This window comes from Bifidobacterium sp. (assembly GCF_022647885.1).
Taxonomy (GTDB): Bacteria; Actinomycetota; Actinomycetes; order Actinomycetales; family Bifidobacteriaceae; genus Bombiscardovia.
Genome location: NZ_JALCLM010000001.1, coordinates 863,375 through 886,785 on the forward strand (window position 1 = coordinate 863,375; position 23,411 = coordinate 886,785).

Sequence of the window (23,411 nt, forward strand, 5' to 3'; positions counted from 1 at the left end):
CCATGGCTAACACTGAAGAACAGCAGGTAGATATCCTGCAGATGCATGATCTGCGTCCAGCTCCAGGTGCAAAGAAGGATCGCACCCGCGTTGGTCGTGGTGAAGGCTCGAAGGGTAAGACTTCAGGTCGTGGAACCAAGGGTACGAAGGCTCGTTATCAGGTTCGTCCTGGTTTCGAAGGTGGACAGATGCCGCTATATATGCGTCTGCCGAAGCTTCGTGGCTTCAAAAACCCATTCAAGAAGCAATTCCAGGTAGTGAACCTTTCAGCTCTTTCTGAGCTGTTCCCCAAGGGTGGAGATGTCGATGTTGAGGCATTAGTAGCCAAGGGCGCGGTCCGCAGCGGATTTGCTGTCAAGGTGCTTGGTGAGGGTGAAGTTTCCGCACCATTTACACTTAAAGGTGTGAAGTCTTCGGCTTCCGCCAAGGCTAAGATTGAGGCCGCTGGAGGCTCAATCTCCGAGGACTGATTTATTAGTCCCAAGGGGATGAGCACCACAATGTATCAATGACCTTCCCCGTTTTGGGGGAGGTCATTGTCATATGTGTGTGTCATTCCGTGTCGATTGGGCTAGACTCAGATACTAGTGTGTCGGCATATGTATTGATTCGGTGATTGCTGCCGTTGAGCAGTTTGGGCTGCCACGGCTGCAGCAGACCGTTTCAATGCCATGCTTTGGATGTTTACAGGGAGGAAACCCAGGTGCGGACCTTAATCCAGGCCTTCAAGACCAAAGAGCTCAGAAACAAGATTCTGTTTGCCTTTGGCATCATTATCATCTATCGCATAGGCTCGTTTATTCCTACCCCAGGAGTGGACTATAAGGTCGTGCAGCAGTGCATCACCTCAGCGAGTAGCGAGGACTTCATCGGACTGGTGAACCTCTTCTCGGGTGGCGCTTTGCTGCAACTTTCAATCTTTGCACTGGGTATTATGCCTTACATCACCGCATCGATTGTTGTTCAGTTGCTGCGTGTGGTGATTCCACGTTTTGAGGCTCTCCACAAGGAAGGGCAGTCAGGTGAGGCAAAGCTCACTCAGTACACTCGTTATCTGACTATTGGGCTTGCAGTGTTGCAGTCAACCACGATTTTGGTTACAGCTCGCTCGGGCGCGCTATTCAACTATGCATGCAGTGGTCAGGTCATTCCAGATAGCTCTCCATGGAACCTGTTGGTTATGGTATTGATCATGACAGGCGGAACCGGCCTGATTATGTGGATGGCCGAGCTGGTCACCGATAAGGGCATCGGCAACGGTATGTCCGTGTTGATTTTCATGTCCATCTGCTCGGGCTTCCTGCCACAGCTTTGGGAAATTGGTTGGGGCACCAACGGAACTGATGGTGACTGGAAGAAGTTCGGTATTGTTACCGCTGTGCTACTTGTCATTCTTATCTTCGTGGTGTTCGTTGAGCTTTCCCAGCGCCGCATCCCAGTGCAATACACTCGTCGCATGATTGGACGCAAAATGTATGGTGGTTCTTCCACCTACCTGCCACTGAAGATCAATATGTCAGGTGTTATCCCACCAATCTTTGCCTCATCAATTCTGGCAATCCCAACACTTCTTGCTCAGTTCGGTAAGACAGATCAAAGCTGGGTGACTTGGATTAATAAGAACTTGGCGAGCACCACTTCAGTGTGGTACATAGGTCTGTATTCGCTGATGATTGTGTTCTTCTGCTTCTTCTACACCTCAATCACGTTTAACCCTGACGAGACTGCAGACAACATGAAACAGTATGGCGGTTTCATTCCGGGGATTCGAGCAGGTCGCGCTACCAGTCAATACCTCACCTATGTGATGAATCGCTTAAACACCGTTGGTGCTGTGTACTTGCTGTTCGTTGCACTCATTCCTACGGTATTGATTATGGTACTCAGCATCAGTAGCAAGCTGCCATTCGGCGGTACTACGATTCTGATTATTGCAGGTGTTGGTTTGGATACTCTGCGTCAGGCTCGTGCACAGACCGAGCAGTTCCAGTACGCTGGCTTCCTTTTCGAAGGCAAAGAGCACAAGGACTGAGCACTCACTCACTGTTCAGTTTTCGGAAACTGTGCAATACAACACGCAACACTCTGCGTATGGCGGGGCTTAACGTGTCTCCTTGCACAGTTTCTCTGTATTCACCCGGAAACTGTGAAAGTAAACACGCGAAGAGCGAGATTTACGCACGCGAACGTGCTTACTTGCACAATTTCGAGGTGGAGGAGTAATACTTCACGGTATATATTGACAGCAAAGGATCACGCAATGAGATTATTGATTATGGGACCGCAGGGAGTCGGCAAGGGCACTCAGGCTGAGTTGTTAGCCAAGCATTTTGACATCCCAGCCATTTCTACCGGTGATATCTTCCGTTACAACTTGAAGAACAGCACCCCACTCGGACTAGAAGCAAAGAAGTTCATGAATAAGGGCCTGCTTGTCCCTGATGAACTGACGAATAACATCGTGAAAGATCGTCTGGCTCAAGAAGATGTAGCCAAGGGTTGGATTCTTGACGGGTACCCACGAAATGCCGAGCAGGTTGAAGCGCTCGATGCCATACTTGAAGAGCTCGGCACACCTCTAGACGCTGCGGTCGCACTGACAGCAGACCGTCCAGTACTGATGGAGCGTATGACCAAGCGCGCTGAAATTGAAGCTCGTGCAGATGACACCCCAGAAGCCATTGCTAAGCGTCTTGATGTGTATGAACACGAGACTGCGCCTATCCTCGATATCTACCGTAACCGCGGAAAACTTGTTGAGGTTGACGGTGTTGGTGAAATCGCTGAAATATCCGCGACAATCATCAGCAAACTCTGAACCTCCGGGCTAGTAGCAGATAACTGCAATAAAAGTGCAGATATTCAGACGAATTGTCGTCGAATATCTGCACTTTTATTGCAGTTATCTTGTTCCTCTCCTGTAACGTCATGAATTAACATATCGTATCTGAGTAGATAATGTCACAGACCGCAATAAACAATCATATTTGATATGTAGGTACCATGGCACGAATCAGCGGGGCGACCGAATCAGTAGGGAACCAAGTCAGACAGTTGCGTATAACCGCAGGGATGTCACAGATTGATCTCACCGAGCGCGCGGATCTCGGTATCGCCACGCTTCGTCGCTTGGAAAAATGGTCATGATGTGTCGTTGATCACTCTCGCAGCCGTACTCCGTGTATTGAATCGCCTTGAATGGTTCGATGGCCTAGATCCTATCGGAACCGGCTCCACTCCCATCGAACTGCTGCGCTTGCGCGAAGACATGCCTGCGCACCGGCAACGGGTGTCGCGTAAGGCACTGAAGGTACAACGAAAGCGCCATGCCGTGCAGCATCGGCAACCAAAGCAGGAAGAGTAGCTAGGGGAGCTGCGATGATCCGCCACCCAGTGCTGACCTCGTCGAAGTCGGAGCTCTGGGACGACTTGTGTGAGCCTAGACTCGAAGCGTGGAGGTCAATAATATAAGTCTTCGAATGCGGTCACGAATGAGTTCGCTCGGGAATCGGGCTTTCACCTATTGAGATATTATTCCGTGTTTTCTCTCGTTTGGGGGAGATGCAAGAAGGCGACTTCTTCTATGTGCAAACCATGAAGGAAACATTGGGATACAAAGTGGATCGCATAACCCTGATGACTTGCTGAGCGATTGGCATCAATACGCAGCGTCTGCCGGTGTCGGCGACACAAAAGGGTATACCTGTGCCGATCCCAGATCCCGATGATGCACCCGGGGATCATCTTGTTCGTATGGTGATTTTAGGTGTCGCTGCGCTGCTGTTTATAGTCGTCGCGGTGACTGTCTTCATGCTTTTACGTAATCGCAAACGAGTCAGCTGATGTGACATCTTCTGGAACTGTGTGATTTTGCGCGTGTAATTCCTTCTAACAGACGTCTTCAGCAGCTGTCTTTGGACTGGTGCCTTTGATTTGCAGGCGTCAAAGCTGAGGAGTGGGCTTTCAGGATGCACTGGCACATGGATATTTTGCGATAATGACCAGGAAAATTCGACATCAATTTCGTGCATAAAAATTCAAAACTTGAGCTATGTATGCTCAAGTTTTCACTGTCGGTAAAAGACAGGAAGTCTCTGCCCCGCTTGCCTATTGTGTGAAGTGAAAGGTAACGAAGGAACCTGAACAAAGGGTTCCGGAAGCAGCCACCAAGCAGGTTGGGTATTCCAGAGCGATACCGGATGCCGACGCGACCTGTCGCCAAACTGCTTCTCCTCCTTAATGCACGATGAAGGAGTATTGATTATGGCAATGTTTCCAGCTTTGATGAATGATTCAATTTTTAGTGATCTCTTTGATGATCCGTTCTTCGCGGGATGGCGTGGTTCTCGTGGCAATACCACGGCGAATGTAAGCCCTGACAACTCTGCGCTTGCACCAATGCTTAGTGCTGAACTTATGAGCACGGACGTGAAGGATAACGGAGACTCATACGATGTTGACATTGATATGCCAGGTTTTGACAAGGACAATATTAAGGTTCAATTCGACAATGGCTATCTGACAGTATCTGCCCGTCGCGAGGAAAACCATAGCGCAGGCAACGAGGGCGCCGCGGACGGCGCAAAGGCAGATGACTCCGAGAAGAGTGGCACGCAAGATTCTACAAAAGGTGGCAAGTGGTTGCGTCGTGAACGTTATGTCGGTTCATGCTCTCGCAGCTTCTATGTCGGCTCAGATGTAAAAGAGTCGGACATTCACGCCAAGTATCAAAATGGCACACTATGCCTGCAAGTTCCTAAGAACGTTACTCCACAGGTTGAGCAGTCCCACACAATAGCTATCGAAAGCTGAGCAATTCACTTCAATTAACAATAACTGCATCAAAAGGGCAGCTTTTGGCATGGAAATCCCACCAAAAGCTGCCCTTTTGATGCAGTTATCCCATTTCCCCGCGCTAGAGCTGGGGGTAACTTTCGCGACACGCCAATAAAGCCCTTATAGCACATATCCGACATGACTGCTATATTTGCAATTTGGTGTGTCTTCGGACATAACAGTGTAATACGTCCAAAGAACGGAATGAGGCTCATGGCAAAAGACGGTGTGATTGAAGTTGAAGGTCGAGTTGCGGAAGCGTTGCCTAATGCAATGTTTCGCGTCGAACTGGAAAACAAACACATTGTGCTCGCTACGATTTCAGGAAAGATGCGTAAGAACTATATCCGCATTCTTCCACAAGATCGTGTCGTGCTCGAAATGAGTCCATATGATTTGAACCGTGGACGTATTACGTACCGTTACAAGTAAAAGGTACAAGTAAAGGAAAACCATGAAGGTCAGCCCAAGTGTGAAGAGGATCTGCGAGAACTGCCGCGTGATCCGTCGTCACGGCCGCGTCATGGTGATCTGCACCAACCCACGCCATAAACAGCGTCAAGGCTGAGCAGACCAACCAGCGGCAATAGCATAAGGCGCTGAGTCACAGCAATGCTGAACCCCGGGCACGCAGGCCTGGGCCGGGAAACCGGACGACTCGGTGCATAACCTGCGTAGGAACACTAAGGAATCGCAATGGCACGTCTTGCCGGAGTCGACATCCCCAATGAGAAGCGTATTGAAATAGCCCTCACCTATATATTTGGTGTAGGCCGTACTCGCGCCGAGAAAACTCTTGCCGAGACTGGAATCAATCCAGATACCCGCGTCAAGGATCTCACGGATGAGCAGCTAATCACGCTGCGAGATTACCTCGAAGGCAACTACAAGATCGAGGGTGATTTGCGTCGTGAAATCGATGCAGATATTCGCCGTAAGATCCAGATCAACTCATACCAAGGTCAGCGTCATCGTAGAGGTCTCCCAGTGCGTGGACAGCGCACGAAGACTAACGCACGTACTCGCAAGGGACCGAAGCGTACAGTCGCAGGTAAGAAGAAGGCTACTAAGTAGTAGGCCTTGCCTCAGTCCACGGAGTAGAATCAATGGAATTTCCAGAGATCACTTTCCATCGTCTGAGCAACAAGTAATAATTCGGTATTAGGAAACGAGGGTCAATGGCAGCTGCGAAGCAAGCCGCGCGCAAGCCCCGTCGTCGGGATCGCAAGTCGGTACCGGTAGGGCAGGCGCACATCAAGTCAACATTCAACAACACGATCATATCGATCACCGATCCATCCGGCGCTGTCGTCGCATGGGCATCAGGTGGCGATGTTGGTTTCAAGGGTTCAAGGAAGTCCACTCCTTACGCCGCAGGTATGGCTGCTGAGTCAGCCGCTCGCAAGGCTATGGAGCACGGCGTCAAGAAGGTTGACGTCTTTGTGAAGGGCCCAGGTTCAGGTCGTGAAACCGCGATCCGTTCCCTGCAGTCCGCAGGACTAGAGGTCGGTTCAATTTCCGATGTCACACCACAAGCGCATAACGGCGTCCGTCCACCCAAGCGCCGTCGCGTCTGAGCACTTAAGAAACCCATCCATCCACCCGCTTGACGTCGGTGAGTGCACCACCGACCAGAGCTGAAAGGATAACAACAGTGCTTATCGCACAGCGTCCAACACTTACTGAGGAAGTCGTCAATTCTCAACGTTCTCGTTTCACCATCGAGCCACTTGAGCCCGGTTTCGGCTATACGCTCGGTAATTCGCTGCGTCGCACGCTCCTGAGCTCCATTCCGGGGGCTGCTGTGACTTCGGTTCGCATCTCCGGCGCATTGCATGAGTTCACCACGCTGCCAGGCGTCGAGGAGGATGTCACTGAGATCCTGCTCAACATCAAGGGCATCGTGCTGACCAGCGAGTATGACGAGCCGGTCGTCATGTATCTGCGTAAAAGCGGGAATGGCGAGGCAACTGCAGGAGATATCACTCCTCCCGCCGGTGTAGTTATCGCCAACCCTGATTTGCATATCGCAAATCTCGCGGAGGATGGGGAACTGGAAATTGAGTTCACCGTTGAGCGCGGACGCGGCTACGTGTCTGCTCAGCTGAACAAGCAGGATGGCGACGAAATCGGCCGTATTCCTGTGGATTCAATTTATTCCCCAGTGCTTAAGGTCAGCTACAAGGTCGAAGCTACTCGTGTCGAGCAGCGTACCGATTTTGACAAGCTAGTCCTTGACGTAGAAACTAAGCCAGCTATTTCACCTCGTGATGCAGTCGCATCCGCAGGTTCAACACTTGTTGAGCTCTTCGGATTGTGCCGCGAACTTAACACGCAGGCTGAAGGCGTGGAAGTAGGACCAGCTCCAGTCGTCGAAGAGACGAATCCAGAGTTGGCCGTTCCGATTGAGGATCTGAACCTTACGCAGCGTTCATATAACTGCCTCAAGCGTGAAGGCATCCACACCATTGGTGAGCTTGTCGCGCATACTGAGCAGGATTTGCTCGATATTCGCAATTTCGGTATGAAGTCTATCGACGAAGTTAAAGAGAAGCTCCAAACTATGGGCATGTCTCTCAAGGCTTCACCGCTGGGATTCGATACCACCAATCTCGAAGGTGGAACCTTCTTCTCACCTGAAGACGAGTAAGCCTTGTGGTGCGGGTGTGATTGAAACATCCGCACCGTTATGGTTGTCGTCTTTTAGGTGGAGGAATTCACCATCGTTTACTATTCCGTCCTCTGGATGATCGGGCATATGCCCACCTGGGGAGTGCGGAACCTATAAGGAGAAATAATGCCAAGACCAAAGAAGGGCCCACGTCTGGCCTCAAGCCCAGCCCATGAGCGGCTGATGCTCGCCAACATGGCAACGAGCCTGTTTACGCATGGTCAGATTACGACCACGCTGCCTAAGGCAAAGCGTCTGCGCCCTGTGGCCGAACGCCTGATTACCTTCGCCAAGCGCGGAGATCTGCATTCCCGTCGTCGCGTAATGCGCGTCATTCGCAACAAGACTGTAGTGCATATCCTCTTCACTCAGATTGCTGAGCAGATGGAACAGCGCGAGGGTGGATACACACGTATCACTCGTATTGCTGCACGTCATGGTGACAATGCACCTCAGGCTGTTATTGAGCTCGTAACTGAGCCATTGTCAGCAAAACAGTCGACTGTTAAAGAAGCCGAAGCCGCTACTAAGGTTGCAGCTAAGGACGAAGCAGCAGAAGTGAACGCCGCAGTTGATGCAGCAATCGTTGAAGGTGCTGGCGCGGATGCAGTCGAGCAGGCTGTCGAAGCGAATGACAAGGGTACTGACGTGGAAACCGCAAACGAGACCGCAATTGATCTCGAAAAAGATGCGGCTGCTGCAGATGCTTCCGAAGCTGCCGCTGAGGAAGATGCTGACGTCGCTGAGGATGCCGAGAAGGCTGAGTAAGCTTCACTCGACAAGCAATGTACGTTCTTACGAGAGCGTTTGATTTGCTAGCTGAGCATTTTGAGCATACTTGAGGTCGGACAATCACTGGATTGTCCGACCTCAAGTGCATTTTTGAGGCCAATCGTGCTGAGCTGCCGTTTCTGTAGGGATTTCTTTCGATATAGACCGTTTACCATGCCAAAAATGGCGGAATTGCAACAATCGTGATTGCCGTCTTATCGAAAATCCCTACACAATCGAATACGGGGTATGAAAGAATGGTTGATGTGCTTCGATTACGAATAGATTGCGCATATGATGGCTCGGAATTCCACGGATGGGCCTGTCAACCGCATTTGCGCACAGTCCAGGGTGTGATGGAGAACTGTTTGTGCCGCATATTGCATCTAGACACAGAGCATCCGCCGATTCGTCTCGTTGTCGCTGGTCGAACTGATACAGGAGTTCACGCCAGTCATCAAAGCTGTCACCTGGACGTACAAGAGGAATTGCTGGAACGAGCGGTCGGTCATATGTCGCTTTCCCCAGTAGCCGCACTTGAACATAGACTCCGACACATTCTTCCCCCAGATATCGCCATTCACCGCATATCAGTGGCCCCTTCAGGTTTCGACGCCCGCTTTTCCGCTCTTGAGCGAGTGTACGTATATCGTGTCAGTGATTCTTCCACGATTTATGATCCACGAATTCGCAACTGTGTAACTCGAGTGGAAGGGCATCTCAATATAGAAGCGATGAACGCTGCGATGTCCAATTGCATCGGCTTACATGACTTTGGTTCTTTTGCTACACCAAATGAGGGTGGCACCACAATACGTGAAGTCAAATCGGTCCGTTGGAGCAGATTATCAAATACTCATCCAGGCGAAAACTCCGTTGGAGTTCACCATCATGCCTCCATAGACGGCGCGAGTGAAATGTCTGGCGCAGTTACTGGCACCGACCAGAGCATCAACACTCAGCCCACTGATGAATCTTTCTCGCTTGAAAGTGGTCGACTAATTATTATGCGCATCGTTGCAGACGCCTTCGCACGGAGTATGGTGCGCTCCCTAGTAAATGCTTCTATACAGATCGGGCTTGGCAAGCGTGACGAGGCATGGTTTATCAACAAATTGCATCACCCTTTGCGAGAAGGTTCTACGGGACCAGCAGATGCTTCCGGTCTGACCTTGGAACACATTGCTTACCCAGCGGATGAATTACTAGCAGCACGAGCAGAACATATTCGTGCTAAACGAGCGTTACCAGATAACTACGGCGAAGCTCATTCGTAACACCGCCAGATAGCATCGGTAACGAAAAGCGCATACTCTTAGGCTTAATCAATTCACCCGATTCGGTGCAAGAAAGTATCGTATCCCTTGTGTTGTTGCTATTGGTGTACAAACGATAGCAATGCACAGCTGCTTCGATACTCGCTAATCGGCGAAGAAATGGAGCAGATCATGCTTGAGTCCATTGCGCAAAATCTCGCTAGAGAATTGGTTGGACGGCGGGAGTCCATTAATCGTGAACTGGGTAGAAACGGGGTGCGATTCGGCATCTACGACAATGGTCAATACGAAGATCGACTCTTTCCTTATGATCCGATTCCTCGCATCATCGAATCCTCGGAATTTACACAGTTAGAAGCAGGGCTCAAACAGCGCGTTGACGCATTGAATGCATGCTTAAGGGATATCTACTCAGATAAAAACATCATCAAAGATGGCGTAATTCCGGAAGAATACGTGTACACCTCGGTAGGCTACTTCCCACAAGTAAATGGTGTGACTCCTCCTGGTGGAGTGTTCGCCCATATTGCCGGTGAGGATTTAGTGCAAGGAGAGGACGGACAGTGGTGGGTGCTTGAAGATAATTTACGCATCCCATCAGGGGCCAGCTATCCACTCTTCGTGAGAGACATTGAGCGACGAATTTATCCGACCTTATTCCGCGATGTCCGCATCAGGGATAATCGGGCCTATCCACGTTTACTGCGGAAATCAATGGATTTCGTATCGACCGAAGGTATCGCGGTAATACTGACACCAGGTCGTCAAAACTCAGCATTTTTTGAGCACTCATATTTGGCAGAAAAAACCGGTGCAGCGCTCGCATTTCCAGAGGACCTTGAAGTCGTTGATAATCGCGTATATTTCGTCGATTACGCCGGAAACAGACATCGTGTTGGTGTGATTTATCGCAGACTAGCCGATGAATACTTGGATCCATTCAGCTTCAACCCTGATTCAGTTATTGGTATCCCAGGTCTGCTGGCGGCATATCGCTCGGGGAATGTAGCAATCATGAACGCCCCTGGAAATGGTGCGGTTGATGATAAAGCGATGTACTACTTTGTACCGAAGATGATTGAATACTATCTTCACGAAAAGCCTATCTTGCAGAATGCACCCACCTATATGCCGATGTTTGAGCAGGATTTGCATACCGTGCTCGATCGTTTGGGAGAACTGGTGATCAAAGATGTGGCGGAGGCCGGAGGATATGGTGTGGTCTTTGGCTCGAGCCTTGGTTCGAAAGAGCGAAGTGAATTGGCTGACCGTATACAGCGCGAACCTCGCAGGTTCATAGCGCAGGAGGTTATTCAATTCAAAGACATCGACATCGTTGACCCGAAAAACGGGTTACTGACCCCTCGTAAAGCTGACTTACGCGCGTTTGTGTTGACTGGTCAAAAGACGCATGTTTGGTATTCCGGTTTGACCAGATACTCGTCAACACCAGGAGAAATGATTGTTAATTCCTCGCAAGGCGGCGGATTCAAAGACACTTGGGTGCTTTCTCCTAAAGAATCTTCAGAGCACGCTGAACAAGTTGAACGTGATGCAGTGAAATTATTGGGAGATTCGTTCAGACGAACTCCGGCCTTAGTGACCGCCGCGAAAGCAGATAACTTGTATTGGTTGGGAAGATACTCCGAACGTGTGTATACCACTATCAGGCAGTTCTTTCCTTTCTACGATTTAGTAATGGACACGCAAGTTGAGGCTTTCCGACCATTTGCTCATGCACTTGATTTGCCTGATGATTTCACTGATTTTGATGCTTTCATACATTCATTCCTCTATGACGATAGCAACCCTGACTCGGTACGTAGCTCAGTACAAAGTGCGTTTAATAACGTTGTGGTGTTGCGGCCAGAATTAGGTTCCAATCTGGTGCAATACATTGAATTGGCAGTCAAATCTATAACTGATGCTGCAGAGGGGGATCTTAAATCAGAGAACATTTATCGTCAGCGCGATATCACTGACAACATGCTCTGCTTGTGGGGCGGCATTGAGGATTCTGCTTTAGACCCTGTGCTCAAAGGATTTTTGTTTATTGGTAAGTACCTAGAACGCATCGATTTATTTACACGTTTTGGACTGCCAGCGGAACAATTGAACCCAGCGTTAAAAAAGCTTTCGGTATATGCCGCCACGTTGGACGCTATGCCTTTGCCACAGTGCTTGGCATCAGGGGCAAAGCTGTTGTTGCAACAGCTGCCAGCAAGAGGTTATGAGAGTTTGGCTGTTCGAATTCAGGAATTCCTGAATGAGTTCCAAGGGCGTGTGCTCGACCTTGATTCTGGCAGAAATAGTGTCCTGAATGCCATGAATATGGATGCTCGACGCCCATAAATGGGTGTTTGCGCGTTGAGTTTTACGTTTGTGTAGGGATTTGTACGGAGTCTAGCAGTAGGGTGTTCTGAGAATGGCAGAATTGCAGTCTTCTCGTTTACCTTATACTTGGCATCTGATTCAAAATCCCTACACAAACGTGAGGCTTACGGCTGATGGCATACCAGAGGGGTAAGTTATCCGATAAAAGAGCTATCATTTGTCGGCTAGAGTTGGGTAAGTCACAAGCGGGCGGTGCTGCAAAGGAATTTTCACCACAATTGGTGTTAGTTGCAAACAGCCGGTAATTGGGAAACAGAGGGACTGTGAAGAAACTGGTTTTTGACTACGCGATGAAGCTGAGTTTCAGTGCACCAGTAACGGATCATCGTTTTCAGTTGCGCTGCGTACCAGCATCTGGGCCGCGTCAGCAGGTTGTGGATATTAAAGTCAGTGTTGCACCCGAAACAGCATTAGAAACTCAGAATGATGCTTTTGATTCTGTGGTGATGACAGGTTTAATTCCTGAGCCGCACGATTCATTTGAGTATTCAGTAAAAGGCATTGCCTTCGTTGACAATGACCATACGAAACCCGAGGACTTCAAGCCTCTGTACCGTTTTGATTCCGCGCTCACTATCCCTGGTGCGTCACTCAAATCACTAATTGCCCATTGTAAGACAGAAATCGCTGAGTCACAGGGTGAACTATCAGTGATAGATCAAGCAAGTTTGGTGATGCAGCACGTATTTGAAGCATTTACGTATACTCCTGGAATAACTACCATTCGCACAACTGCCGAAGAAGCATTGACTTTAGGAAAAGGTGTATGTCAGGATTACGCGCACACTATGTTGTCGGTGTGCCGACATCTTGGACTACCGTCGAGATATATCGCTGGTTTGCTCGGGGGAGAGGGCGCGACCCATGCGTGGGTAGAAGTGTATGACCAAGATCGTTGGGTTGGTCTTGATCCTACTCATAATCGTTTGGTCAACGATGAATACATCACTATCGCGCATGGACGTGATTACCGTGATTGCATGCTCGATATTGGTATTTTTTCTGGAGCTAATGTGACTCAAGAGCAGTGGGTTAATGCTTCGGTACACGAACAGCGTGCTTGAACTTGAAGTGCGAAAGCGTGCACGCTGATTCAGTAATCTTGGCATCCCGAGTGTTGCGTGCGATATTGCACAGTTTCATCTATTGATTTGCAGGGTTGATTTATACAGTTGATCTATACGGTTGATTTACGTACTTGAGCTACACAGTGATCTCAACAGTTCAATGGTGTCTAAGTTCTGTGGCATAATAGACAAGTTGCTTTGATGCAGATGCTGTATTACCTAGCAGAGATTACCCATTAATCTCAGCCTAAGTGAACTGCTGCAGCAGGCGATAATGGTTGAGTGTCCGAGCGGTCTAAGGAGCACGCCTCGAAAGCGTGTGAGGGTAACACCCTCCGAGAGTTCGAATCTCTCCTCAACCGCATATAAGGCTTCGAGCTCACGCTCGGAGCCTTTCTCATTTCCCCTTCTCGCACCTCGCTACAAACAACACGTCTCATCTTGCGCAACGACTATCTCTGGAACTGTGCATATGAGCACGCGACGACGTATCGATTGGCAGCTTACCGTGCTCTTTCGCACAGTTTCAACTAATCACGTGCCCAGCGCACACTTGCAGCGCACGGTTACAGGGGCACGATTTTTGGCTAAAACGCTGTGATAAGGTGTGTATTGAGAGCTTCCCAAAGGTGTTCCACACCCTGGAACAAGTTGAGTAATCAACAACCGTTGGATGCCAAGGCTACCGGCTGCATGCACGGTAGCCTTTTCTATAACGAATGGGATGTCATGATGGACAACGGCGTAACTGATGCACCCGCGCAGGCTAGTGATACCAACCCTGATACCAACCCTGCTGCGAATTCCTCTCAAACTCACGGTCAGCACCATGCGTTGAAGCCGCCATTTTCTCTTTCGATGCAACGTGAGCAGTTAGCTGCTCATAACATCGGTTTTGATGGTTATTCATCGCATGATGTTGAGCAGATTCTCTCACGTATCAACTATTACCGGATAACCGGTTACAGCTTGCAATACAGAGCTCAGCACGATACTGCATGGTGTGCAGACGGCACACAGTTCTGCGACATTATGACGATCTACCACTTTGATGAGGAACTGCGATTCTTATTGCTGCGGTATTCGGAAGCAGTTGAGGTAAAGCTTCGAGCAGTGATATCTCATGTATTTACTGCAGCGCACTGTATGCAGAGCCCTCACAATCAGCACACCAAAGCTGAATATTATTATCGAAAACGGGATGCGCTTTCCATAATTGAAGCGTATTCGTTCGAGGGTGAGCAAGATCAGAGCACTCCTTGGTCACATAAACACAGTAGCTATAGGCAGACGGCCCCTCTGTGGGTGATGGTTGAAACGATGCCGTTTTCTAGGCTGGTGCGATACTACCAATGTTTGAAGCGTCAGGACAGGCAAGCTGTAGCGAAACAATTCAACAGTACTGCTGATAACTTGCAGAATGCGCTCTTGTGCATTGTGCGACTCCGTAATAAAAGCGCACACGGCAATCGAATTTATAACACGGTAAATCTTAGAAAAGCCAGGCTGGTGCGTACTGAGGCTAAGCGCAAGGTAGATGCACAATCTGTTTTCGCATATCTGATGATGTTGTGCTGTCATCAGCCGACGCTGCATCAACGCAAACAATTTGCGCTGGATTTTTGGGAGCTGCTCGGACGATATGATCCGCAAATTGTGCGTCACGACTTACTCGGTATCCCCAACACCGGAGCAGACAGGCTTCTCCGATAGTCCAACAATGGCTATAAAGAGATAACTGCAATAAAAGTGGAGCAAACCCACGTATTTTTCTGCAATTTGCTCCACTTTTATTGCAGTTATCTCAAAATAACCCGACTATTTGGTAGTTTCGGTGAGAACTGCAGCGTCGAAGGCCGGAAATCCGAGGGCAAATGCGGTGCTGGCTCGCGAAGCTACAATTCTTGCGGCAACAGTAAGAGCTTGGATGTTCTCAGCCGTGCTGCGATTATTAGTTTGAGTGTCACTCGAGTCGGAATCCGTGCTACTGGAAGAGCTGGCGCTGCTGTCAGCATTCTTGTCCTCAGTGTTTGCTGAGCTAGTCACGTCTTCACTCGAACTCATTGCCTCAATAACGGCTCTAGCAGTATCCATCTCAATCTGTCCGGTAGTGGTGGTGTTTAGGCCGGTTGCGGAGTCAGTGACGGTGTCTGGATGAGCAAGCAGTTGCTGCACAGAATAGATTTTTTCACGCGGATCATTGGCTTCTGGATGTAGTGATACGAGTGACTGGGCAAGGCTTTTGTGATTATCGCTTAATGCGAGCAAATCTGCAGAAGCACCACTACGCGCAGCTAACACCTCTATACCAAATCCTGCGCGATCCTCGGCAAGAGCAATAGCGGATGCTTCAGTGGTGGAGAGTTTACTCGTAGCGATTTCTGAAGAAGGAAGCACAGCGAGAGCATCAGACAAGGCCGTGCTTCCCTCGATTTGACTGAGTTGATATGTAGCGAGTGCACTATTGAGAGAGCCTTGCGCAAAGCGACCAGTGCAATTAGCAGCCACATCAATCCAATGCTGCTGTGCTGAACGACTCGCCTGTGCACGCTGAACTGTGCTGATAGCCGAGTCAAAGTTCTTTTGGTCCTGCTGAGCACCCTGATAGGCTGCTTCGCATGGACTGAGCTCAGTTTCCTGTTCGGCGCGTCCTTCGAGACGCGGAGAACTAATTCCTGCAGGGCTGCATGACGAGGCGAGCAATACCACAAGTCCCACAATCCCAGCAACCAAGCCGCGAGTAACCCGATTATAATTAGGGGTGGCTGCTGCGAGCTGAATGGGGTCTGGTACTGTCTGCATGAATCGTTAGAGTAGTATCCGACGCAGACCATGCCGGTAGGGAATTCGGCACTTAATAACTTCATAGGAGGTCTTGAAATGGAACTAGACCTAGCGGGCATGCACCAGCTGGTTGCAGAGCAGGGAATTGACGCAGAGACCTTAGATGGCGCACTCGCAGAAGCGTTGCGTCTGGCATATCTTAAAACACCTCATGCTGCTAAACATGCCAGAGTGGTAATTGACAACAGGGCAGGAAGCTTCACTGTTTGGGCACGCGACGAAATCAAACAGGAGCCTACAGAAGAAAATCCTCATCCATACCCAGAACTTGGCGAAGAATACGACGATACTCCAAAAGATTTTGGCCGTTTGGCAGCAGCGACAGCACGACAGGTTATCGGGCAATTGTTCCGCAGTGCTGAGGACGAGAAGATTTTCGGCGCATTCTCTGGCCAAAAAGGTCGTCTGATAACAGGTGTTGTCCAGCAGGATGTTAATGACGCCAACAATGTGCATATCGCTGTTGGGGATGTAGAGGCCTTGCTTCCTCGACGAGAGCAGGTTCCTGGCGAGCGTTACAAGCATGGAGAACGCCTCCGCGTATACGTTGTTAACGTTGCCCGCGGTCTCAAGGGACCAGAAATCATTGTGTCCCGCTCTCATCCAGAGCTGGTTCGCAGACTCTTTGAGCGAGAGGTTCCTGAACTAGTTTCAGGTGCTGTATCAATTATGGCGATAGCTCGTGAGGCCGGTGCGAGAAGCAAGATTGCTGTGCGCGCTAATGCTGACGGTGTAAATCCTAAAGGCGCGTTAATCGGGCCTGGAGGTGCAAGAGTTCGCGCGGTAATGGAGAATCTTGGACCTGAGAAAATCGACATTGTTGATTGGTCAGCAGATCCAGCGAAATTTGTTGCGGCTGCTCTCTCACCAGCGGTGGCAACCGGTGTAAACATTGTCAGTGAGAAAAACCAAACAGCTATTGCCTTCATTCATGATGACCAGTTGTCACTGGCTATCGGCAAAGAGGGGCAAAATGCACGTTTGTCAGCAAAATTGACAGGTTGGAAGATTGGGATTGAGTCTTCTGAGGCACATGCCAAAGCGCTTTCAGAAGCTAAAGCACCTCAGAGCGAAGCGACTTCCTCTGAGAACGAAGCACAACAGTAACGCACATCCATAGACACGAGTATGCTTGAGACTCGGAATCCAAGCTTCGATTAACTATGCCTGGAATACCAACCAGCATAAGAGCCGAAGCAAGGCAAAGAGACGAGGTAACACGACCATGGTCGCACGATGAGACAGGATATGTTCGCCGTCACCGAAGAATGACTACGCCTACAATGCGCGTGGTCTGGATAGGAGAAATTGGTGCCCAAAGCACGCGTATACGAGTTAGCCAAAGAACTTGGCGTAGATAGTAAAACAGTCCTTGAAAAGCTCAAGGACATGGGTGAGTTCGTTAAGTCGGCCTCATCAACAGTAGAAGCTCCTGTGGTTCGTAAGCTAAAGAATGCTTTCCCACAGTCGAAGCCAGCTGGAGAAGAATCATCTCAGCGTGATGGTTCACACAGCGCCCCACAAAGCCCACGTCCATCAGCACGTCGTTCACCAAGCGATGCGCGACCAATGGCACCTGCTGCAAAGAGCGCAGCTCGTCCGACTGCAAAACCTCAGGGTCATACCGCGGCAGGACAGACAGCTCATACCCCGAAGCCAGCCCAGCACGATGCTTCCTCAACTGCATCGTCCAGCGCATCAACGGGTTCATCATCTCGATCAGCGACTCCTGCACCACATGCACCAAGGCCGCAGCGCAACGATCAAGGTAATCAAGACGGCCAACACAGAAATGCTCATGGCCAACAGTCCAGAGGACCTCGTCCTGGTGGATCTTCCAAGCCAGCTCCGCGCAATCCACGGCAGCAGGGTGGCAACGGTGCAAATCCATCGCCACGTTCTCATTCGACCGGATCACCACGTCCAGGCAATAATCCATTCAGCCGACGTCAGGGAATGAGCACACCAACACCAGGTGATATTCCAAGACCACATCCAATGGCACGCCCAACCGTGAATGACGGTCGTGGCGGCCGAGGTGGAAGGCCAGGCGGTAACGGTCGTCCAGGTTCAGGTCAGCGTGGCGGTCGTCCAGGTCAGGGCGGCGGCTCAAAACCAGGGCAGTGGGGACACTCACGTCCAGGTCAGGGCGGCGGTAACCAAGGCGGGCACTCAGGTAACCGCTTCGGCGCTGGCGCAGGAGCAGGTGCTGGAGCACCAGGTGCACCAGCAAGTAATGGTCCAACAGGAGGTCGTCCAGGTCGCGGTCGTGGCGGCGCAGCAGGTGCATTCGGACGTCAGGGCGGTAAATCATCGAAGGCTCGTAAGAACCGTCTGGCTAAGCGTCATGATTTCGAAGAGATTAAAGCACCAGTTATCGGTGGCGTACGCATTCCAGCCGGAAACGGCCAGACCGTTAAGCTTCGTCAAGGAGCTACACTCTCTGATCTAGCTGAAAAGATTAACGTCAACCCAGCTGCTTTAGTTACGGTTCTCTTCCACTTGGGAGAGATGGCAACAGCCACACAGTCTTTGGATGAGGCCACATTCCAAATCCTCGGTGAGGAAATCGGTTGGAACATCAAGATTGTTTCAGCGGAAGAAGAAGATAAAGAACTCCTACAAGAATTCGATATCAATCTTCAAGAGGAAGAGGATGGGCAAGAGGACGAAAACCTCAAGGCTCGCCCACCAGTGGTCACTGTTATGGGACACGTCGATCATGGTAAGACCAGACTCCTCGACACCATCCGCAAAACGAACACTTCCGCACATGAGGCTGGTGGCATTACACAGCGTATTGGTGCGTATCAGGTTAGAGTCGAACACGAAGGTGCCGAGCGTAAGCTCACCTTCCTCGATACACCTGGACACGAAGCCTTCACTGCAATGCGTGCCCGTGGTGCTGAACTCACCGATATTGCCATTTTGGTGGTTGCTGCTGATGATGGTGTGATGCCTCAGACCGTTGAGGCCATTAACCACTCACAAGCTGCTCAGGTGCCGATTGTTGTTGCTGTCAACAAGATTGATGTACCAGGAGCTAACCCTGAGAAGGTTCGCGGACAGTTAACAGAATTCGGTCTTGTGCCTGAGGAATATGGTGGCGACACCATGTTCGTAGATATTTCTGCGAAACTGGGTACTAATGTTGACAAGCTGCTTGAAGCGGTCTTGCTTACTGCAGATGCAGCCCTTGATTTGCGCGCAAACCCAGACATGGATGCTCGCGGTGCAACTGTTGAAGCTCGACTCGATAAGGGTCGCGGTGCAGTGGCAACCGTGCTCGTGCAGCAGGGAACTTTGCACGTTGGCGATGCCATTGTGGCAGGGTCGTCTTACGGTCGTGTTCGCGCAATGCTCGACGAGAACAGCAAGCCGATGGCCGAAGCTACGCCTTCGACACCTGTGGCAGTGCTCGGTCTGACTTCGGTGCCCACCGCAGGAGATTTGTTCTTGGTCGCACCTGATGACCGCACGGCTCGTCAGATAGCTGAGAAGCGTCAAGCAACAGAGCGTGCAGCAATGTTGGCAAAGCGTCGCAAGGTTGTTTCGTTGGAGAGCCTCAAGGAACAATTCGCCAAGTCCGAAATCGATATGCTCAACATTGTTATCAAGGGCGAGTCTTCTGGTTCTGTCGAAGCTCTGGAAGATTCCTTGATGAAGATCGAGGTAGCCGACGAGGTCGGTATTCAGGTCATCCATCGCGGTGTTGGTGCAATTACCCAGAACGATGTCAATCTGGCCACGGTCGACAAGGCCGTTATCATCGGTTTCAACGTGCGCCCGAACCGTCAGGTCCAAGAGCTTGCAGATCGCGAAGGCGTGGAGATCAAGTACTACTCGGTTATTTACAACGCCATCGAAGATGTCGAAGCATCACTCAAGGGTATGCTCAAGCCGGAGTATGAAGAGGTCACGACTTCTCATTCAGAGATTCGCGAAATCTTCCGCTCTTCCAAGTTTGGCAATATCGCTGGTGTCAAGGTCGAGGACGGTACGGTTAAGCGCGGTACCAAGGCACGCATCATGCGCGAGGGTGTGGTCACGGTCAATGATCTTGAGATTTCCTCACTGCGTAGATTCAAAGATGATGTCAATGAAATCAAGGAAGGATACGAGGCAGGTATCAACCTTGGCTCCTTCAATGACATTCAGATTGGCGATGTCATCGAGACCTTCGAAATGCAGGAAGTTGAGCGCAAACAGTAACCGGAAACGGTAAACTGCCCGCAAATGCCCTCCGTGAACACTTACCGGAGGGCATTTTCACGCCTGATATGCCCATAATTGCGGTTGCTACACGCTTGTGTAGGGATTGGTGAGTAGACACCGCGATGATGAAATGAAAAACGTTGAAATTTCGGGGATTTATTATGACACTCGTATGAGTCTCAATGAAAATCCCTACACAAACGGAGCTGAACGCGCTGACGACGTCTGAATATGGATACAATGGCGGTCAGCTAATGAAGGATGGAACTTATGGCAGGAACAAACCCCCGCGCAGTGCGCATTGCTGCGCTGATACAACGTGTAATCGCATCATCCGTGGAAAGTCATTTACATGATTCGCGGTTGAATGGCATCACCATAACCGAAGTGCGTGTAACCAACGACTTGCAAATCGCCAATGTGTATTGGACGATACTTGGTCACGAAGGTCATCAGGAAGGTGAGCGTAAACGCGCTCAACAGGCGTTACATCAGGCGAAAGGGCGGTTACGCACCCTTGTCGGATCGAAAGCTGGACTGAGGCTGACCCCACAGCTGCGCTTCATCTATGACGAGGTGCCTGGTGAAGCAACTGAAATCGAAGATATCCTCACTGTTACCCGTCGTAGAGACGCTGAATTGGCACAGCTGCGAGAGAACGCGACATTTGCTGGTGAAGCAGACCCGTATAAGCACGACGATGACGAAGCCGACACAGCAGAAGCCGATGCAGTCGAAGCCGATACAACAGCCGTCGTTGACGATGACACTACAACAGTGGCAGAACCTACTCCATCAGCAGCACAAACTGCGTCTGAGGTTGAAGAGGCAGAAACGACTCCAGATATTAATCACGATGGAGAGTAGCGGAGAGCCGGTCGGATTTCAGAAAGAGCAATCCCTGAAGTCCGGCATATTTATAGCAGACAAACCACAAGGTGTAACCAGTCACGATGTGGTTGCAGCATTCCGTGGTGCGCTGCATATGAAACGTGTCGGTCATGCCGGTACGTTGGACCCAATGGCTACCGGAGTGTTGATTATAGGCTTCGGCCACGCGACACGGTTATTGAACTACATCAGTGGTCATGATAAAAGTTACTGTGCAACGATTCGTTTGGGAATTGCGACCCAAACCGACGATGCTGAAGGTGAGTATATTGAAAGTGACGAGCTCTATACAGGCACAGTAAGCCCAGATTTGTCGCTTGAATATCTTAACGGACTCGTGCAGCAGCATTTTGTGGGAGACATCCTTCAAGTGCCGAGTTCTTTTTCAGCGGTAAAAGTTCATGGTGTAAAAGCTTATGATCTTGCACGAGCAGGCAAAGATGTTGAGTTGAAGGCGCGGGAAGTTACTATCAGCTCATACATGTTGAGCAATCTGAGAACAGCAGAAATAACGCTTCAAGACGGCAGCATGCGGCAAGTTATTGATGTTGACGCTGAAGTGAGTTGCTCAAGTGGAACATATATACGTGCTTTGGCTAGAGATCTGGGTACTCTACTCGGCATTGGAGGCCACCTGACCAGACTCCGACGCAACAGAATTGGCGCTTTTGACACTGCGGATCCACAAATTGCAGGACGTATGAAGCAATTAACCAGCGTTGAGCGCACATTCACCAATCGAAGTGGTGAAAGCATTACCAAAAATCGCGCAGTGCTCCAAGATCCTCAACATCTTTGGGATGGAGCTTTCGACGAGGTGTCTGCTGCTCAGTTAGCAATGCCATGTGTGGAAATCACGGCAGAGCAAGCACAAGATTGCCGTTTTGGCAGAGTCATCGGGATTGCGATACACGCTACAACGGCAGCAATCGAGACACTCCAAGATGGTCAGCAACGGCTGTGCGCAATTCTTGAACCAGTTTCAATTAAAGAATCTCATCCGATAGCTGTGTTTCCTCTTGCAGACTAGTTGCTTTCGCTACTCGCTTCTCGTTGCCTCTCCGCATAGAATGCGATTACAGTAGTCCGAGGTGTTTACACAATAGCGGATACCCGCTCTGTCTGGAATGCCTGGACAGTGAATATATGATAACGGATGGTATTGGATGAAAATCAGCAGACTCGTTCCTGATGAAAGCGGCATAGTTGCATGGCCTACGCTTAGTGTCTCCAAGAAATCGGTTGTTACAGTAGGCGTTTTTGATGGTATTCATTTAGGGCATCAGGCCTTGCTGCAAAGGGTCAAGTCATTGGCGACGCAACATGATGCCTTCTCAGTAGTGATTATGTTTGATCCTCGTCCTGGTGTTATTCACCAATATGCTGCTGCGAACCATGGAGTCGAGCCAAGTAGGGGAGAAAAGCTTGAGGATCCTCTCGAGCTGATGGGAGTCGACGAGCGTGTGAGATACATGCGCCAGATTGGCATTGATCAAGTTTTCATCATTAACTACAGCATGGCCTTTTCTGCTAAATCGTACCGATTCTTCCTCGGTCAATTGGTCGGAAAACTTGGCATGCGCACCTTAGTGCTTGGCGCAGATGCCGCCATGGGAGCAGGGCGCGCTGGTGATGTTAAAGCTATCAATCTGCTCGCACAGGCTACGGGTGTTTTTGAACTTGACATGATGGATGATCTAGGCCCGGGATATACCAGAGTTCCAGAGCATATTGTTCCGCAATCACCAGAACACGAGGGTGAGCCTACAGACCCGACTGAGACCATGACTAAGGCAGAGTTGCGGGCTTGGAGCAAAGCTCATAATGCTCGAAAAGTGAGAGTGTGGAGCTCAACTAATGTGCGATACCTATTATCACGAGCGCGGATAGCCGATGCGAATGCAGTTCTTGGACACGCACACAGCATAGATGGATTAGTTGTTCATGGTGAGCAACGCGGCAGAACACTAGGCTTCCCGACGGCAAATATGGATGTCGCAATAGAGGGTTACGTTCCAGCTGATGGGGTATACGCCGGATGGTTAGTTGATCTTGGTGAATATACATCGGATGACGCAGGAACAGATCAGACAACTGTTTCGGCATCTCCGAGTTTAGATGCACGAGTTGCGCAAGGATCACCTTGGCGTTGGCCGGCAGCTATTTCGATCGGTACTAAAGAAACGTACATCGAGCAAACAGGATTGAATCAACGTGTGGTTGAGTCATACGCGCTCAACGACGATTGGTTGGATTTATATGGGCATCGGGTGCGCGTTGAATTCACGGCCTTTTTGCGTCCTCAAGAAAAATTCAATTCTTCAGAAGAATTAACTGCGCAATTGCACCGTGACGTGGAGCGAACTACTGCGCTCACTCAGCACTAGATAATCCTCTGCGAAGTTGGCCTATTTCCCTGACTAAGTGGACTGAGGGGGCTATGGT

Annotated in this window: 21 protein-coding genes, 1 tRNA gene and 1 pseudogene; 22 read left to right on the forward strand and 1 reads right to left on the reverse strand. The window is 50.1% G+C overall.

Going from position 1 to position 23,411, the window contains the following annotated elements; genetic code table 11:
• The first annotated feature begins 2 nt into the window (after positions 1-2).
• The 17 genes and pseudogenes from rplO to LKI20_RS03815 all read left to right on the forward strand — a co-directional run bounded on the left by rplO (position 3) and on the right by LKI20_RS03815 (position 14,729).
• Positions 3-470: a 50S ribosomal protein L15 gene (gene rplO, locus LKI20_RS03735; RefSeq protein WP_291770061.1), complete on the forward strand. Its 468-nt coding sequence runs from the start codon at positions 3-5 to the stop codon at positions 468-470.
• A 233-nt stretch (positions 471-703) separates the two neighbouring features.
• On the forward strand, positions 704-2,032 hold the full coding sequence (gene secY, locus LKI20_RS03740; protein ID WP_291770063.1) for a preprotein translocase subunit SecY: 1,329 nt from the start codon (positions 704-706) through the stop codon (positions 2,030-2,032).
• A 228-nt stretch (positions 2,033-2,260) separates the two neighbouring features.
• Positions 2,261-2,818, forward strand: a complete 558-nt coding sequence (locus LKI20_RS03745) for an adenylate kinase (protein WP_291770066.1) — start codon at positions 2,261-2,263, stop codon at positions 2,816-2,818.
• A gap of 185 nt (positions 2,819-3,003) precedes the next feature.
• On the forward strand, positions 3,004-3,147 hold the full coding sequence (locus LKI20_RS03750; protein ID WP_291770069.1) for a hypothetical protein: 144 nt from the start codon (positions 3,004-3,006) through the stop codon (positions 3,145-3,147).
• Position 3,148: 1 nt separating this feature from the next.
• Positions 3,149-3,364: a hypothetical protein gene (locus LKI20_RS03755; RefSeq protein WP_291770072.1), complete on the forward strand. Its 216-nt coding sequence runs from the start codon at positions 3,149-3,151 to the stop codon at positions 3,362-3,364.
• Between the two features lie 899 nt (positions 3,365-4,263).
• Positions 4,264-4,812, forward strand: a complete 549-nt coding sequence (locus LKI20_RS03760; protein WP_291770075.1) for an Hsp20/alpha crystallin family protein — start codon at positions 4,264-4,266, stop codon at positions 4,810-4,812.
• A 237-nt stretch (positions 4,813-5,049) separates the two neighbouring features.
• Positions 5,050-5,268, forward strand: a complete 219-nt coding sequence (gene infA, locus LKI20_RS03765) for a translation initiation factor IF-1 (protein ID WP_033494768.1) — start codon at positions 5,050-5,052, stop codon at positions 5,266-5,268.
• 22 nt (positions 5,269-5,290) lie between these two features.
• Positions 5,291-5,404 carry a 50S ribosomal protein L36 gene (rpmJ, locus tag LKI20_RS03770; RefSeq protein ID WP_003814578.1) on the forward strand — a complete coding sequence of 38 codons (114 nt, stop codon included), beginning with the start codon at positions 5,291-5,293 and terminating at the stop codon, positions 5,402-5,404.
• Between the two features lie 128 nt (positions 5,405-5,532).
• A complete protein-coding gene (gene rpsM, locus LKI20_RS03775) occupies positions 5,533-5,910 on the forward strand; it encodes a 30S ribosomal protein S13 (protein WP_034251593.1) in 378 nt (125 codons plus the stop codon).
• Between the two features lie 104 nt (positions 5,911-6,014).
• Positions 6,015-6,413 (forward strand): 30S ribosomal protein S11, encoded by a 399-nt coding sequence (rpsK, locus tag LKI20_RS03780; RefSeq protein ID WP_015022328.1) that lies wholly within the window; start codon positions 6,015-6,017, stop codon positions 6,411-6,413.
• Positions 6,414-6,490: 77 nt separating this feature from the next.
• Entirely contained in the window at positions 6,491-7,486 is a 996-nt protein-coding gene (locus LKI20_RS03785) for a DNA-directed RNA polymerase subunit alpha (protein WP_291770088.1), read from the forward strand.
• Between the two features lie 147 nt (positions 7,487-7,633).
• On the forward strand, positions 7,634-8,275 hold the full coding sequence (gene rplQ / locus LKI20_RS03790) for a 50S ribosomal protein L17 (protein ID WP_291770091.1): 642 nt from the start codon (positions 7,634-7,636) through the stop codon (positions 8,273-8,275).
• A 260-nt stretch (positions 8,276-8,535) separates the two neighbouring features.
• On the forward strand, positions 8,536-9,555 hold the full coding sequence (locus LKI20_RS03795; RefSeq protein ID WP_291770094.1) for a tRNA pseudouridine synthase A: 1,020 nt from the start codon (positions 8,536-8,538) through the stop codon (positions 9,553-9,555).
• Positions 9,556-9,726: 171 nt separating this feature from the next.
• Positions 9,727-11,800, forward strand: a pseudogene (locus LKI20_RS03800) (circularly permuted type 2 ATP-grasp protein); the annotation flags it as partial.
• Positions 11,801-12,212: 412 nt separating this feature from the next.
• A complete protein-coding gene (locus LKI20_RS03805; RefSeq protein ID WP_291770100.1) occupies positions 12,213-13,013 on the forward strand; it encodes a transglutaminase family protein in 801 nt (266 codons plus the stop codon).
• 279 nt (positions 13,014-13,292) lie between these two features.
• Positions 13,293-13,378, forward strand: a tRNA-Ser gene (locus LKI20_RS03810).
• Positions 13,379-13,667: 289 nt separating this feature from the next.
• The gene (locus LKI20_RS03815; protein ID WP_291770101.1) at positions 13,668-14,729 is read left to right on the forward strand and encodes an Abi family protein; all 1,062 of its coding nucleotides are present in this window, start codon (positions 13,668-13,670) and stop codon (positions 14,727-14,729) included.
• A gap of 105 nt (positions 14,730-14,834) precedes the next feature.
• Here LKI20_RS03815 and LKI20_RS03820 read toward each other — a convergent pair whose 3' ends face one another.
• Positions 14,835-15,818 (reverse strand): hypothetical protein, encoded by a 984-nt coding sequence (locus LKI20_RS03820; protein ID WP_291770103.1) that lies wholly within the window; start codon positions 15,816-15,818, stop codon positions 14,835-14,837.
• Positions 15,819-15,896: 78 nt separating this feature from the next.
• On the opposite strand from LKI20_RS03820, the gene nusA reads away from it, so the two are divergent.
• The 5 genes from nusA (at position 15,897) to ribF (ending at position 23,353) form a co-directional block, all read left to right on the forward strand.
• Entirely contained in the window at positions 15,897-16,967 is a 1,071-nt protein-coding gene (nusA, locus tag LKI20_RS03825; protein ID WP_291770106.1) for a transcription termination factor NusA, read from the forward strand.
• Between the two features lie 204 nt (positions 16,968-17,171).
• Entirely contained in the window at positions 17,172-20,072 is a 2,901-nt protein-coding gene (gene infB, locus LKI20_RS03830; protein ID WP_291770109.1) for a translation initiation factor IF-2, read from the forward strand.
• 273 nt (positions 20,073-20,345) lie between these two features.
• Positions 20,346-20,942, forward strand: a complete 597-nt coding sequence (gene rbfA / locus LKI20_RS03835; RefSeq protein WP_291770113.1) for a 30S ribosome-binding factor RbfA — start codon at positions 20,346-20,348, stop codon at positions 20,940-20,942.
• Complete coding sequence (truB, locus tag LKI20_RS03840; protein ID WP_291770116.1) at positions 20,932-21,996, forward strand: tRNA pseudouridine(55) synthase TruB; 1,065 nt, start codon at positions 20,932-20,934, stop codon at positions 21,994-21,996. The genes rbfA and truB overlap by 11 nt, the downstream gene beginning before the upstream one ends.
• 136 nt (positions 21,997-22,132) lie before the next feature.
• Positions 22,133-23,353: a bifunctional riboflavin kinase/FMN adenylyltransferase gene (gene ribF / locus LKI20_RS03845; protein ID WP_291770119.1), complete on the forward strand. Its 1,221-nt coding sequence runs from the start codon at positions 22,133-22,135 to the stop codon at positions 23,351-23,353.
• Positions 23,354-23,411: the final 58 nt, after the last annotated feature.